The organism is Sphingomonas sp. HITSZ_GF (assembly GCF_029543155.1).
GTDB lineage: Bacteria > Pseudomonadota > Alphaproteobacteria > Sphingomonadales > Sphingomonadaceae > Sphingomonas.
This window is the reverse complement of sequence record NZ_JARQXA010000001.1, coordinates 1089186-1103362: the sequence shown is the minus strand read 5'-3', so window position 1 is coordinate 1103362 and position 14177 is coordinate 1089186. Positions and strand designations below refer to the sequence as shown.

Annotated in this window: 13 protein-coding genes; 7 read left to right on the top strand and 6 right to left on the bottom strand. The window is 67.2% G+C overall.

The window, feature by feature from the left end:
• The first annotated feature begins 116 nt into the window (after positions 1–116).
• The gene (locus P6144_RS05360; RefSeq protein WP_277766669.1) at positions 117–1295 is read left to right on the top strand and encodes an SGNH/GDSL hydrolase family protein; all 1179 of its coding nucleotides are present in this window, start codon (positions 117–119) and stop codon (positions 1293–1295) included.
• 149 nt (positions 1296–1444) lie between these two features.
• On the opposite strand, the gene P6144_RS05355 is transcribed toward P6144_RS05360, so the two are convergent.
• The 4 genes from P6144_RS05355 to hppD all read right to left on the bottom strand — a co-directional run bounded on the left by P6144_RS05355 (position 1445) and on the right by hppD (position 5831).
• Positions 1445–2599, bottom strand: coding sequence for an isovaleryl-CoA dehydrogenase (locus P6144_RS05355; protein ID WP_277766668.1), 1155 nt, complete (start codon positions 2597–2599; stop codon positions 1445–1447).
• A gap of 80 nt (positions 2600–2679) precedes the next feature.
• Positions 2680–3033: a Rieske (2Fe-2S) protein gene (locus P6144_RS05350; protein ID WP_277766667.1), complete on the bottom strand. Its 354-nt coding sequence runs from the start codon at positions 3031–3033 to the stop codon at positions 2680–2682.
• 184 nt (positions 3034–3217) lie between these two features.
• Positions 3218–4495: a homogentisate 1,2-dioxygenase gene (gene hmgA, locus P6144_RS05345; protein WP_277766666.1), complete on the bottom strand. Its 1278-nt coding sequence runs from the start codon at positions 4493–4495 to the stop codon at positions 3218–3220.
• Between the two features lie 298 nt (positions 4496–4793).
• On the bottom strand, positions 4794–5831 hold the full coding sequence (gene hppD / locus P6144_RS05340; RefSeq protein ID WP_277766665.1) for a 4-hydroxyphenylpyruvate dioxygenase: 1038 nt from the start codon (positions 5829–5831) through the stop codon (positions 4794–4796).
• A gap of 151 nt (positions 5832–5982) precedes the next feature.
• Between hppD and P6144_RS05335 the strand changes: the two genes are divergently transcribed.
• A complete protein-coding gene (locus P6144_RS05335) occupies positions 5983–7455 on the top strand; it encodes a hypothetical protein (protein WP_277766664.1) in 1473 nt (490 codons plus the stop codon).
• 9 nt (positions 7456–7464) lie between these two features.
• The gene (locus tag P6144_RS05330) at positions 7465–8766 is read left to right on the top strand and encodes a hypothetical protein (protein WP_277766663.1); all 1302 of its coding nucleotides are present in this window, start codon (positions 7465–7467) and stop codon (positions 8764–8766) included.
• A gap of 29 nt (positions 8767–8795) precedes the next feature.
• Here P6144_RS05330 and P6144_RS05325 read toward each other — a convergent pair whose 3' ends face one another.
• Together P6144_RS05325 and P6144_RS05320 are read right to left on the bottom strand one after the other, a co-directional pair.
• Positions 8796–10142 carry an FAD/NAD(P)-binding protein gene (locus P6144_RS05325; RefSeq protein ID WP_277766662.1) on the bottom strand — a complete coding sequence of 449 codons (1347 nt, stop codon included), beginning with the start codon at positions 10140–10142 and terminating at the stop codon, positions 8796–8798.
• A gap of 15 nt (positions 10143–10157) precedes the next feature.
• Positions 10158–10424 carry a DUF6356 family protein gene (locus tag P6144_RS05320; RefSeq protein ID WP_277766661.1) on the bottom strand — a complete coding sequence of 89 codons (267 nt, stop codon included), beginning with the start codon at positions 10422–10424 and terminating at the stop codon, positions 10158–10160.
• 269 nt (positions 10425–10693) lie between these two features.
• Between P6144_RS05320 and P6144_RS05315 the strand changes: the two genes are divergently transcribed.
• The 4 genes from P6144_RS05315 to P6144_RS05300 all read left to right on the top strand — a co-directional run bounded on the left by P6144_RS05315 (position 10694) and on the right by P6144_RS05300 (position 14133).
• The gene (locus P6144_RS05315; protein WP_277766784.1) at positions 10694–12313 is read left to right on the top strand and encodes an MFS transporter; all 1620 of its coding nucleotides are present in this window, start codon (positions 10694–10696) and stop codon (positions 12311–12313) included.
• Positions 12310–12786, top strand: a complete 477-nt coding sequence (locus P6144_RS05310; RefSeq protein WP_277766660.1) for a YbaK/EbsC family protein — start codon at positions 12310–12312, stop codon at positions 12784–12786. Before P6144_RS05315 ends, P6144_RS05310 begins: the two co-directional genes overlap by 4 nt.
• Positions 12783–13142: a UBP-type zinc finger domain-containing protein gene (locus P6144_RS05305; protein WP_277766659.1), complete on the top strand. Its 360-nt coding sequence runs from the start codon at positions 12783–12785 to the stop codon at positions 13140–13142. Before P6144_RS05310 ends, P6144_RS05305 begins: the two co-directional genes overlap by 4 nt.
• 97 nt (positions 13143–13239) lie before the next feature.
• On the top strand, positions 13240–14133 hold the full coding sequence (locus P6144_RS05300; protein ID WP_277766658.1) for a LysR family transcriptional regulator: 894 nt from the start codon (positions 13240–13242) through the stop codon (positions 14131–14133).
• Positions 14134–14177: the final 44 nt, after the last annotated feature.

Genomic DNA, 14177 nt, shown 5'->3' with positions numbered 1-14177 from the left:
CACTGCTTAGCCTGGGCCCCGGCCTTCGCCGGGGAAAGAAGAGGCCCGCGAGACCTGCCCCTAGTAATATAAGACTGATAAGATAATATGCTCGCAAACAGGAGGAGAGACCCTGAATGCACCGGATGTTCCTGGGAGCGGCCATCGCCCCGCTGCTGATTCTCGCAAACCCTGCCCAGGCCCGTCCCGGCCCCGATGGCTGGACCCCCGCCTGGACCGCCAGCATGTGGCAGGCGAACCAGCCGGCGCAGCGCGTCTCGGTCGAGAATGCGACGCTGCGCATGCAGGTGCGCGTCGGCGCCGCGGGCAGCAAGATCCGCATCCGGCTGGCGAATGACTATGGCCCGGCGATGCGGATCGGCGCCGCGACGGTGCGGATCGCCGGCGGCAAGCCGGTGCGCGTAACCTTCGACGGGCAGGCCGAGGGCAAGCTGCGCAACGCCGCGCCGCTGGTGAGCGACGCCGTGGCGCTGCCGGTCAAGCAGTTCGACCTGATCGAAGTGTCGCTCTACATGCCCGACAAGGTCGATATCGACACGGTGCACGGCGCGAACGGCGCGAAGACGAAGATCTCGCCGAACGGCGATTTCACCGAGAAGGACTTCACTGCGCTGCTCCAGTCGGGCCCGCGCCCGCTGCTCGCCCAGATCGATGTGCTGGCGCCGAAGCCGCGCCCGGTGATCGTCGCCTATGGCGATTCGATCACCGACAATGTCGGCTGCGCGAACGAAGCGGTGCCGGTGTGCCGCTGGGGCGACGTGCTCGGCCGGCGGCTTGCCGCGGCGGGCATGCCGCATGTGGTGGTGACCCAGGCGATCGGCGGCAACCGCATCCTGTCGAGCGGCTCCGGCCCCAATGCGCTCGCCCGCTTCGACCGCGACGTGCTGGCGCTGCCGGGCGTGACGCATGTCGTGATGCTCGAGGGGATCAACGACATCGGCGGCTCGGGCCGCAACAATGGCCCGGTGGTCACGGTGGAGGACCTGAAGTCGGGCTATCGCCAGATCGTCCAGCGCGCGCATGCCCACGGGATCAAGGTGATCGGCCTGACGATCCTGCCGTTCGAAGGCGCGGGCTATCAGACCCCTGCCGGCGAGGCGATGCGGACCGAGATCAACAATTGGATCCTCACCTCGGGCACGTTCGATGCGGTGGTCGACCTGCAGAAGTCGGTCGCCGATCCGGCCAATCCCAAGCGCCTCGCTTCGGCGCTGCAGGGTGGGGACAATCTCCATCCGAACGGCGCGGGCGAAACCAAGATGGGCGAGGCGATCCCGCTTTCGCTGTTCAAGTGATCTAATTCCTCCCCCAGCTTGCTGGGGGAGGGGGACCGCTCGCGAAGCGAGGGGTGGAGGGGCGCCGTCGAAGACGGCGGCTGCGCCGCCGCCCCTCCACCATCCTTCGGATGGTCCCCCTCCCCGAGACAAGCTCGGGGAGGAATTTATTACGCCGCCCCGATCAGCTCGCGGCCGATCAGCATGCGGCGGATCTCGTTGGTCCCCGCGCCGATGTCGAGCAGCTTGGCGTCGCGGGCGAAGCGCTCGACCGGCCAGTCCTTGGTGTAGCCGGCGCCGCCCAGTGCCTGGATCGCCTCGAGCGAGACCTTCACCGCATTTTCGGACGCGAGCAGGATCGCGCCGGCGGCGTCGAAGCGCGTGGTCTTGCCCGCATCGCAGCTCTTCGCCACCGCATAGACATAGGCGCGGGCCGAGTTGAGCGCGACATACATGTCCGCCACCTTGGCCTGCATCAGCTGGAAATGGCCGATCGCCTGGCCGAACTGCTTCCGCTCGCGGATATAGGGCAGGACCACGTCGAGACACGCCTGCATGATGCCGAGCTGGATGCCCGAGAGCACGGTGCGCTCATAGTCGAGGCCCGACATCAGCACGCCGACGCCGCCGTTGAGCGGGCCCATGACGTTTTCCTCGGGCACTTCGCAGTCGTTGAACACCAGTTCGGCGGTGGGCGAGCCGCGCATCCCCATCTTGTCGATCTTCTGGCCGATCGAGAAGCCGGGCATGTCCTTCTCGATCAGGAAGGTGGTGATGCCGCGCGAGCCTTCGCCGGTCTTGGCATAGACGACGAGCGTGTCGGCATAGGCTGCGTTGGTGATCCAGAACTTGGTGCCGTTGAGGACATAGCCGGTGTCCGTCCTCTCGGCGCGCAGCTTCATCGAGACGACGTCCGAGCCGGCGCCGGCCTCCGACATCGCCAGGCTGCCGACATGCTCGCCCGAGATCAGCTTGGGGAGGTACTTGGCCTTCTGCTCGGGATTGGCCCAGCGGCGGATCTGGTTGACGCAGAGATTGGAGTGGGCGCCGTAGCTGAGGCCGATCGAGGCCGAGGCGCGGGCGATCTCCTCTTGCGCGATGACATGCTCGAGATAGCCGAGGCCGAGGCCGCCAAACTCCTCCTCGACGGTGATGCCGTGCAGCCCGAGCTCGCCCATGGCCGGCCACAGCTCGTCGCGCGGGAACCAGTCCTCGGCATCGATCTTCGCGGCGAGCGGCTCGATCCGCTCCTTAGCGAAGCGCTGCGTCGTCTCGCGGATCATGTCGGCGGTTTCGCCCAGGCCGAAATCGAAATCGGGGGTCATGATCACTCTCCAGGGATAGTCAGTATTGCTGACCTAATTGCCGCTCTAATCCCGCATTTCGCGGAGCTGTGCAAGCGCGATCAGGCCGTGACGATCTTGCCGTCGACCACCGCGACCGGCCAGGGACGCAGCGTCGCGCCGGTGCAGGGGCCGCCGACGCAGACGCCGTCTTCGATCCGATACAGCGCGCCGTGCCAGCTGCACTGGATATGGCTGCCGTCGGGCGTGAGATAGTCGTCGAGCTTGTTGCTGAGCGGCAGCGCCATGTGCGCGCAGAGGTCGAGATAGCCGTGCACGGCTTCGCCCTGGCGGACGACGAAGCCGTGGAAGCGGCCGGCGCGCATCTCCAGCACGAAGTTGCGGGCCTTGCCGTCGGGGATCAGCTCGAGCGGGCCGAGGGTGACGCCCCGCGGGGTGGTGGTGAGGCGTTCCACTACGCAAATCCTCCCCGGAACGGGGAGGGGGACCGCCGCGACGCGGCGGTGGAGGGGCGGCGCGCGCAGGCGCGCCGTGTCGTTTGCGGCCAGGGAACGCGCGCTGAAATGGCGCGCGCCCCTCCACCATTTTGCTGAAGGAGCAAAATGGTCCCCCTCCCCGTTCCGGGGAGGATTGAGGGGGTCACGGCAACTGCGCCTTCGGGAAGCCCTCCCACGCCGCGTCGTAATCGGGCTGGGCGCGGTCGAGGGCGTATTGGGTGGGCCGATAGGGCCAGCAGGTCTCCACCATGAAGGCCATCGTCCCGGTGATCTTGTGCGGCTTGAGCTCGGCCTTCGAGGCGCCCTGCCAGCTGGTGACGTCGGGGCCGTGGCCGGCCATCAGGTTGTGCAGCGACAGGCCGCCAGGGGCGAAGCCCTCCGCCTTGGCGTCATAGGCGCCGGTGATCAGCCCCATCGCCTCTGACATGATGTTGCGGTGGAACCAGGGCGGGCGGAACGTGTCTTCGGCGACCATCCATCGCGGCGGGAAGATCACGAAATCGGCATTGGCGCGGCCGGGCACGTCGCTCGGCGAGGTGAGCACCGTGAAGATCGAGGGATCGGGATGATCGAAGCTCACCGTGTTCATCGTGTTGAACCGGGCGAGATCATAGCGCCAGGGCGCGAGATTGCCGTGCCAGGCGACCACGTCGAGCGGCGAATGGGGCAGATTGGTGGTCCAGAGCGAGCCGAGATGCTTCTGGATCACTTCGAAGGGTTCGTCGCGATCCTCGAACCAGGCGGCAGGCGTCTCGAAATCGCGCGGATTGGCGAGGCCGTTGGCGCCGATCGGGCCGAGATCGGGCAGGCGGAACAGCGCGCCGTGGTTTTCGGCGACATAGCCGCGCGCCTCGCCGTCGGGCAGCAGCGCGCGGAAACGGACGCCGCGCGGGACGAGCGCAATCTGGCCCGGCGCGATGTCGATCCGCCCGAACTCGGTGAGCAGCCTCAGCCGGCCGGCCTGGGGGATGAACAGCAACTCGCCGTCGGCATCGAAGAAGACGCGGGTCTCCATGTCCCGGTTGGCGGCATAGACATGGACCGCGACGCCTTCGAGATCGGCGGGGTCGCGATTGGCGAGCATCGTGGTCATGCCGTCGATCAGGTCGGTGCCCGGGGCAGGTGCCTCGACCGGGTTCCAGCGCAGCCGGTTGGGGGGCAGGGGGGCGTTGACGGTGCCGGGCGCGAAGTTCGCGGCGCCCCGATAGCGGGTGAAGGGCGGATGCTCGGCGGTGGGGCGCAGGCGATAGAGCCAGGAGCGGCGGTTCTCGTGGCGCGGCGCCGTGAAGGCAGTGCCGGAAAGCTGCTCGGCATAAAGGCCGAAGGCAGGCTTTTGCGGGCTGTTGCGACCGACCGGGAGCGCGCCGGGCACCGCCTCGGTCGAGACATGATTGCCGAAGCCGGGGAAATAGTCGGTCATCGCATCCTCTCTATGCCCGCCTCTGTGGGATGCCGCACATAAAGTGTCAAATGATACTATATCTGGCGACGGCGCGGAGGATCGGCGCGGGGTGCGGGGATCGATCTGGGGAAATGGGAGCGGGAAAGGTGTCGGCCGGGGTGAGCTTTGCGCTACGCAACTGGCTCAGCTCCCCCGGCTTCCCTCTCCAAACTCTTGCCCTGCCCAACGTGGCGGGAGCGAAATGGTTCACGCGACTGCGCACAGATTTTGCGGTCGCTTACGCTACGGAACGGCCCGCGCCAAGCCTTGTCTGAGTTCAGGCGTCGACCTTGATCACGCCGCGGCGGATCTGGTCGAGCTCGATGCTCTCGAACAGCGCCTGGAAATTGCCGTTGCCGAAGCCTTCATTGCCCTTGCGCTGGATGATCTCGAAGAAGATCGGGCCGAACATGTTCTCGGTGAAGATCTGGAGCAGGATGCCCTCGTCGCCGACATTGCCGTCGATCAGGATGCGGTTGCGCTTGAGGCGCTCGAGATCCTCGCCGTGGCCGGGCACGCGCTTGTCGACCAGCTCGTAATAGGTCTCGATCGTGTCCTGCAGCTTGACGCCGCGGGCGCGCAGCCGCTCGACCGTGTCGAAGATGTCCGGGGTGGTGAGGGCGAGGTGCTGGATGCCTTCGCCCTTATACTCCCGGATGAACTCCTCGATCTGGCTCTTGTCGTCCTGGCTCTCGTTCAGCGGGATGCGGATCGCCTTGTCGGGCGCGATCATCGCCTGGCTGAACAGGCCGGTGGCCTGGCCCTTGATGTCGAAATACTTCTGCTCCTCGAAGCCGAAGAGCGTCTTGTAGAATTCCGACCACACCCGCATCTGGCCGCGCCGGACATTGTGGGTGAGGTGATCGAGCAGATCGAGCCCGACATTGTTCCGCGCCTCGGCTTCCTGCCAGCCCGGGAACTCGGCCCAGTCGGCATAGAGATCGTGGCCGTCCTCGATGAAATAGAGATAGGAGCCGCCGATGCCCTGGATGACGGTGTCGTCCTCGTCGGTGCGCTTGGCGCCATGCTCGAGCGCCCACTTCATCGCGGCTTTGGGATCGGCGACGCGGAAGGCCATCGCGCTGGCGGAGGGGCCGTGCTCGCCGCGGAACGCCGCCACGCGGCCGGCTTCGTCGCGGTTGAGCATCAGGTTGATGCGGCCCTGCTTGTAGCGGGTGACGTTCTTGGTCGGGTGCCGGTGCGTCGGCACGAAGCCGAGCTGCTCGAACTGCTGCGCCATCGCCTCGGGATCGGGCGAGGTGAATTCGACGAACTCGAAGCCGTTGAGGCCGAGCGGGTTTGCAGGGTCGGTCATCGGTACACGCTCCAGGAAGGTGAGGCGCGGACTAGTCCCAAGGACAGGTAGTGTCAATTGATACTAGTTATCCGGAGCGGCACCGAAACGGTTCGAGCCTTCGTTGACTCGGGCCGGGGGATTCCGGAATTTTCCCGCGAGGGGAAAAGCCATGCCTGAGCCGAGCCCAACGCCGACCCCGGCGCCCAAGCCGACGCCGAGCCCGTCGCCGACACCAGCCCCGACGCCGACGCCGACGCCCGCGCCCAAGCCGATCATCGATCCCAAGACGCTGCCGGAAAAGATCGACCCGGCGGCGGCGGGAAAATCCTATCCGCTGACGATCCAGGCGGACAAGGATCCGGCGATCGTCGTGCATATCGTCTATGCCAAGTCGACGACGCTGGCGGAGCTGCGCAAGCTGCTCGCCGGGGTGCCGGACCTCGACAAGTCGTTCAAGTTCATGGTCAACAACTCGGCGGTGCAGACCAAGGCCGAGGGCGAGCTGACTGTGATCCAGCTGCTCGGCGAGGACGGGATCGCGCATGTCCACCAGGCGAGCCGCGGCACGGCGGCCGAGCTGCCGGCGGGGTACAAGCTGCCCGAGCTGGGCGACTTCGCCAAGATCCAGGACCTGCTTGCGAAGAAGCTGAGCGACGGCACCGCGACCGCTTCGGCGGTGAACGACGTCTATGCCGCGCTCACGCCCGAGACCAAGGCGCGCGTGCTGGAGGTCAACAACGTCTTCAAGGGCGTGCTGCTGCGCAACGGCGAGATCAGCTGGAGCTATCGCGACGTGATCGACACGGGCGAGGCGCCGCACGCCGCGGTGCTCTCGCGCATGCCGCGCCAGAGCTATGTCAGCAACGATTTCGTCACTTCGAGCCGCACCGAGCGCGAGGTGCGCTCGGCGGTGGGGGGATCGCTCAGCATCGGCGGCGGCGGGGCGGGCTGGGGCGCCAGCGCCTCGGCCTCGGGCGGCACCTCGGGCGGGTCCAAGGCGATCGACGGCACCTTCTATTCCTATTGCGAAATCTCGGTGCCCAAACTCGAGGTGCGCCAGCTCCAGCAGCCGCGCCTGACCGTCGCCTGCCTCAAGGAGCTGGAGAGCTTCGCCAAATTCTCCGGCCGCCGCTTCGAGGAATTCGAGGCGCTGCGCAATTTCTTCGAGGACTGGGGCGCCTATCTGGCGCTCGAGACCGAGATCGGCGGCAAGCTCTACGTCCAGGATGAGAAGACCGTCCATTCGAAGGAGGAGCTGTCCAAATGGCAGCTCGAAGTGAAGGCGGCAGTGAAGGCGATGGCGGTGAACGTCGCCGCATCGGCATCGGCGTCGGGCGAGAAGAAGGACCTCAAGGACGATCAGGAGCGCACCGCGATGCTCCAGGCGATCGGCGGCGACCCCGGGCTGGTGACCGATCCGCCGAAATGGGCGGCCTCGCTCGGCGCCTGCCTGATGTGGCGACCGGTCAAGGTGACCAACCTGGTGCCGCTCTATCGCTATGCCAGCCTCGAGGCGCAGCGCGGCATCTTCGCCACGCTCTGGTGTTGGCAGCAGCTCTGGCGGTCCGAGCCGATGATGCTCGACTATGACCAGTATCTCTTCCCGCTCGCGCGCAGCTTCGCGCTGTTCGAGCTCAAATAGGGGCGCGCCATGGCCAAGGCGAAGCAAGAGAAGAAGCCCGCATCGGCACCCGTGCGGCGGACCCGCGCCGCGCCCGCACCGGCACCGGTGGCGATGCCGGCGCCGCCGTTCGCGCCCGAGCCGACCTGGGTGCCGGGCAAATTTCTCAGCCAGGTAGATTTGGCGTCGTTGCGACACCCCGACGAGACGGAGGTGGAGGTCGCTCCGCCGCGCGCCGCGCCACCGCAGGTCCGCCCGACCGCGATGAGGCTGGGGGCACGGCTCGGCAACGATCCGCTGCCGCGCGGGCGGTTCGCGCCGAGGCGCCCTGCGGTGCGATCGGGCGCGCATGCGGATGATATCTTCGCCGAGGTCGACGGCAACCTCGTCCAGTATCGGCTGGAGAACGGCACGACGATGCGCCGCATCCCGGCATTCGAGGGCGTTCCCGGGCTGCGCTCCAGCCCGGTGCTGGTGCCCACCGGGCCGCGCAATTTCGCGCTGTATTGCGTGGTGGGCCCGGACCGCCGGCTATGGGCGGGGCAATTCCTGGAGACCGATTCGGGCACGCCGGTGATCGCCTCGAGCAACGCCGTGCTGATCGAAGGCGGTTTTCTGGGCGATCCGGTGCTGCTGCCGGGGCTGAACGGCGCCGGCAGCGTCATCGCCCGGCTGGCGGTGCGCGTCACCGGCGGCGTGGTGATCTATGACGTGGGGAAGGACGGCAGCCTGAAGCCGACCTGCTCCGGCAAGGCGATATTGCCGATCGGCGAAGTGCATGGCCGGATCGCCGGTCTCTCGGATCCGATCGCCAATGTCTTCGTGCCGCAGTCGCCGATCAAGAACGGCTTCGTGAACACCGGCAACCCCAGCTATGGCGAGCGGCTGCTGCCGCCCGGGCCGGGCGAGCCCAATGGCGATGTGTGCGTGATCAACACCATCGTGCCGAAGACGGTCTTCCACCTGTTCGTGCCCTCGGGCCAGAAGACGCTCTATTTCCGCGGTACCGACAGCTGGACGGTGGAGGAGATTCCCTTCCGGCTCGACGGCATGGCCGCCGAGCATGTCACGCCAAGCCGCACCGTGGTGCTCGGCCGCGTGGGGCAGCGGCTGTGCGGGTTCTCGTTCGATGTGGCGAGCGACGGCAAGGTCAAGCTGAACCTCGCCGCGCCGCCCTTCGGCCAGGCGATCACCGGCGATCCGGTGCTGTTCCGCGGCTATGCCCCCGATGGCGACGTCCATCTGGCCGCGATCGTCTATGCCGAGGTGAACAAGCTGCTCTACCTCTGGTACGACCATGGCAATGACAGCTGGTCGCTCCTGCCGCCCTAGGGCGTATCTTTCTATGACGATGGAAGCAGTTAAAGCCCTTCGCCGCCGACCCAGTGCGCGTTGGAGAGGCGGCGGGCGACGCTCCAGGTCTGGGTGCGGATGTCGGGCACGGCGACGATCTCCCAGAAGGCGCCGCGCGTCATCGGCCCGAGCGCGTAGAGATTGCCGTTGGGCTGGCCCGCTGCGTTGATCGTCTGGCCCTGATTGTCGACATCGATGCCGAGATGCGCGGCATCGGGGCGGATCATCCCGCTGGCCGCGAGCTTCTGGAGCAGCGGCTCCTCGGTGCGGTTGAGGTCGCCCAAGGGGCCGGTGCAGTTGACGATGCGCTGGACGGTCATCGTCTCGGCCGCATCGGTGCCGCGGCGGCGCAGCGTCACTTCGATGCCCTCGGGCTTCTCGACGAAGCCGAGCGTCTTGCCGGCGATCACTTCGAGCTGGCCACGATCGAGCATTGCGCTGAGGCGCGCATGGACCTCGGGCGCGAGGCGATGGCGATGCACGTCCCACCAGGGGCGAAGGTGCCGCAGGAAGCGCGCGCGCTCGGCCTCGCTGGCATTGCCCCACATGCCCTGGGTGAAGGGGCGCAGCTCGTCGACCGCGTTGCGCCAGCCGATCGCCTCGCCGCGTTCGCGGACGCTGCGGAGCAGCTGCGAGGCGATGGTCGCCGGGCGCTCGGCGATCTTCGCGAAGTCGGTTCCCGCGGCATGCGGGCGCGGGAGCAGGCCGCGGCGCGAGAGGGCGACGATCCTGCCCTCGAAGCCGTGCGCGTCGAGCATCAGCGCGAGATCGACCATCGTCAGCCCGGTGCCGATGATCAGCACGGTGTCGTCCGGGCCGAGCCCCTCGGGCACGCTCGCGCCCCAGGGATCGCCCTTGTAGCGTTCGAAGCTGAGCTTTTCGGGATCGAGCCCGGGCGGATCGTGCGGGGGCAGATTGCCGACGGCGAGCACCGCGGCATCGGCTTCGACCGCGCCGCCCTTGAGCCGCACCGTCACACCGTCAGCGAAGTCGAGATCCTCGACTGCGTCGCGGACCAGCGTCAGCCGGTCGGGGTGGGCGAGCAGCGCGGCGTCGAGCAGCTCGCGCAGATATTCGCCATAGGTGACGCGCGGGATGAAGGCGGTGGCGGCATTCTCGACGCCGCGTGCTTCGAGCCAGCGGACGAAGTGCGACGGGTCGTCGGGGAAGGCGCTCATGTTCGCCGCGCGCACGTTCAGCACATGGCTGGGGTGGGCGGCGCCATAGGCAAGGCCGAGGCCGGCCACTGGAGCGCGCTCGATCAGCGTGGCGCGGGGCCCTTCGTGGCGGAGCAGGTTGATCGCCTGCAGGGTGCCGGAGAACCCCGCGCCGATAATGGCGACGTGTTCGATCATCGTGCGGCTCCCCGCTCAGATTTCGTATTCGATCTGCCACTCGGGCTGCTGGTGCGCGAGCGGCTTGGCGTTCATGCCCGGCTGGCGCGCCATCATCTGCGCATAGAGGCGCTTCACCGCATCGCTCGCGGTGCGCACGAACAGCGCCGGCATGATCGCATGGACCACGCAGGCGATGCCGCCGACGATCATCGTGAAGCCGAATCGCGCGGCGGTGGCGGCATGCTCGCCATAGCTTTCGCCGACGGCGCGCGGGTGGGACAGGAAGAAGCGCTCGAACATGCGCACCCCTCTACGCTGCAAGTGCGAGCGTGTGAAGTACAGCTTTTGCGCCCCCAAGCCTGGCTTTGTTTGCATTGTGCGTGCGCATCGCCGAACCTGCCGGCGAAGTGCGCCAGAGAGCGCGCGAAGCGATGGGGGTTCCAATCACAGCGGGACTGTGGTCGGTTAGCGCTAACAATATAAGGGGATACAGCTTGAGCGAGGATGCAACGTCCGCCACCCCGGCGGCGCCCGAGGGCGAACATCATACAGCCACCAGGAACGAGAAGATGGTGATCGCGGCTTCGTCGCTGGGCACCGTGTTCGAATGGTATGACTTCTACCTGTACGGCCTGCTGGCGACGACGATCTCGGCGCAGTTCTTCGCCGGGGTGAACGACACCACTGCCTTCATCTTCGCGCTCGCCGCCTTTGCCGCCGGATTTGCGGTGCGCCCGTTCGGCGCGCTGGTGTTCGGGCGGATCGGCGACCTGGTGGGGCGCAAGAACACCTTCCTCGTCACCATGGGCATCATGGGCGGATCGACCTTCGCGGTGGGCCTGCTCCCCAATTTCGCCACTGCCGGCGTCGCTGCACCGATCCTGCTGGTGACGCTCCGCGTGCTGCAGGGGCTGGCGCTGGGCGGCCAATATGGCGGCGCTGCGACCTATGTCGCCGAGCATGCGCCCAACCATAAGCGCGGGCTCTACACCAGCTGGATCCAGACCACCGCGACGCTCGGCCTGTTCGCATCGCTGCTGGTGGTGATCGGCACGCGTTCGGCGCTGGGCGAGGAAGCATTCGCGAGCTGGGGCTGGCGCGTGCCGTTCCTCGCCTCGATCTTGCTGCTCGGCGTGTCGCTCTGGGTGCGCCTCCAGCTCAACGAGAGCCCGGTCTATGCCCGGATGAAGGCGACCGGCAACACTTCCAAGGCGCCGCTGACCGAGGCCTTCCTGCGCTGGGGCAACCTGCGCATCGTGCTGATCGCGCTGTTCGGTGCGGTCGTCGGCCAGGCGGTGGTCTGGTACACCGGGCAGTTCTATGCGCTGTTCTTCCTCGAGAAGACGCTCAAGGTCGACGGGATGACCGCGAACGTGCTGATCGCCGTGGCGCTGGCTTTGGGCACGCCGTTCTTCGTGATCTTCGGCTGGCTTTCGGACAAGATCGGCCGCAAGCCGATCATCCTGGCGGGCTGCCTGCTGGCGTCGATCACCTATTTCCCGCTGTTCCACGCGCTGACGCAAGCCGCCAATCCGGCGCTGGCCGAGGCGCAGGCGAAGGCGCCGATTACGGTAACCGCCGACCCGGACGAATGCTCGTTCCAGTTCGATCCCGTGGGCAAGAACAAGTTCGATTCGAGCAGTTGCGACATTGCCAAGGCTTGGCTCGCCAAAGCGGGGGTGAACTACCACAACCGCAGCGCGCCCAAGGGCACTACCGCGACCGTACAGGTCGGCGATCAGATTGTCCGGGCCTATGACGAGCGCGAAGACATGATCAACGATGCCGCGACCCGCGCCGCTGGCATCGCGGCGTTCCAGGCCAAGATGAAGGCGACGCTCGCCGGCGCCGGCTACCCCGCCAAGGCCGAGGATGCCCGGATCAACAAGCCACTGGTGATCGCGATCCTGTTCGCGCTCGTGCTGCTGGTGACCATGGTCTATGGCCCGATCGCGGGCATGCTGGTCGAGCTTTTCCCGAGCCGGATCCGCTACACCTCGATGTCGCTGCCCTATCATCTGGGCAATGGCTGGTTCGGCGGCTTCCTGCCGGCGACCGCCTTCGCGATGGTCGCGGCGACCGGGGATATCTATTACGGCCTCTGGTATCCTGTGGTGGCCGCGGCCTGCACCTTCATCCTCGGGCTGTTGCTGCTTCCCGAGACGTTCAGGAAGCGGATCGAGGATTGACCGTAGAGACCGTGCGCGCCTGGCTTGCCGAGCATGCCCCCGATCTCACGCTGATCGAGCAGGCGGCAAGCACCGCGACGGTGGCCGAGGCGGCGGCGACGCTCGGGGTCGAGCCCGGGCGCATCGCCAAGACGCTTGCGTTGCGGGTGGGCGACCGGGTGCTCCTCGTCGTCGTCCGCGGCGATGCGCGGCTCGACAACGGAAAGACCAAGGCGGAATTCGGCGGGCGCGCGTCGATGCTCGGTGCGGAGGAAGCGGAGGCGCTGACCGGGCACCCGGTCGGCGGCGTCTGCCCCTTCGGGCTGGCGAACCCGCTGCCGGTCTATTGCGACGTCTCGCTGCGGGGGTACACCAGCGTATTCCCCGCGGCGGGATCGCGCACCGCATCGGTGGAAGTCGAGCCCGAGCGGCTGGCGGCGCTGGTCTCGCAGCGCTGGATCGACGTCTGCAAGCTTGCCCCGGAGGCCCCATGAGCGATTCCTGCCCGCATAGCGACACCATCCAGCCGGTGATCCCGCAGTCGCTGGGCTGCGCCGAATGCCTGGAGCAGGGAAGCTGGTGGGTGCATCTGCGGCTGTGCCGCGCCTGCGGCCATGTCGGCTGCTGCGACGATTCGCCGAATCGCCATGCAACCGCGCATTTCCACGCGACCCGGCACCCGATCATCGAAGGCTATGACCCGCCCGAAGGCTGGGGCTGGTGCTATGTCGACGAAGTCGAGGTCGACTTGCCGGACCAGACCCAGCAACGCGGGCCGATCCCGCGCTTCATCGACGACTATGGGCGGCTGATCCCCGCGAGGATTCGCGGGCTGAAGCCTGAATTGTGATCGAGTCGGGCAAGCGGCTCCGGCGATACGGACGATAACGGGACTGCACCCGTAGCGACGCGCTTGCACTCTATGCTGCGCATGCGAAGGTGAGGGCATGCTTTCGCGGTTCGCGCTCTATTTCGATGAAGTTGCCCGGCGCGGCTCGATCCGCCGCGCATCCGAGCATCTCCATGTCGCCCCCTCGGCGATCGACCGGCAGATCCTCAAGATGGAGGAACGGCTGGGCGTGCCGCTGTTCGACCGGCGGCCGCACGGCCTGCGGCTGACCGCGGCGGGCGAAGTGCTGATCGCGATGGTCCGCCGCTGGCGCCGCGAGCTCGCCGCGGCGGAATCGCAGATCGACGAGCTGCGCGGGCTGCGGCGCGGCGAAGTGACGATCGCGCTGGCAGAGGGCAGCAGCGAATTCGTCACCCGCGCGCTGCTCAGCTTTCGCAGCCTGTATCCGGGCATCGTCTTCCGCCTCCAGATCGCCGCGTCGCAGGCGGTGGTCGACCTGGTGCTGAGCGGCGATGTCGACATGGGCGCCACCTTCAATCCCCCCGAGCGGCAGGAATTGCGCGTGGCGCGCGCGCTCGTTTCGCAGATCGGCGCGGTGGTGATGCCCGATCATCCGCTGGCGAACGAAAGCGAAGTCACGCTCGACCAGTGCTGCGCCTATCCGCTGGTCGGGCCCGACGAGAACCATTCGCTGCGTGGCGTGGTCAACCGGGCATGGGTCTCCAATCTGGGCGAGACGCCGCGCTTTTCGGCCAGCGCCAACTCGGTGGAGCTGATCAAGGCGCTGGTGATGGGCGGGATGGGCATCGGCCTGCTGACACCGATCGACATCGTCGCCGAGGCCGAGCAGGGCGTGCTGCGCTTCATTCCGCTGAAGGGGAGCGGGATTCCGCTGTCGGTGCTGTCGATCATCAGCGCATCGGGCCGCCAGCTTTCGCCGCCCGCGGCGCTGCTGCTGCGCCATCTCGCCGACGAGAATGAGGCCGTGTAGCCTTTTTTAGATCACCGACCTCGAAAAAAAGCGCTGGAAGTGGT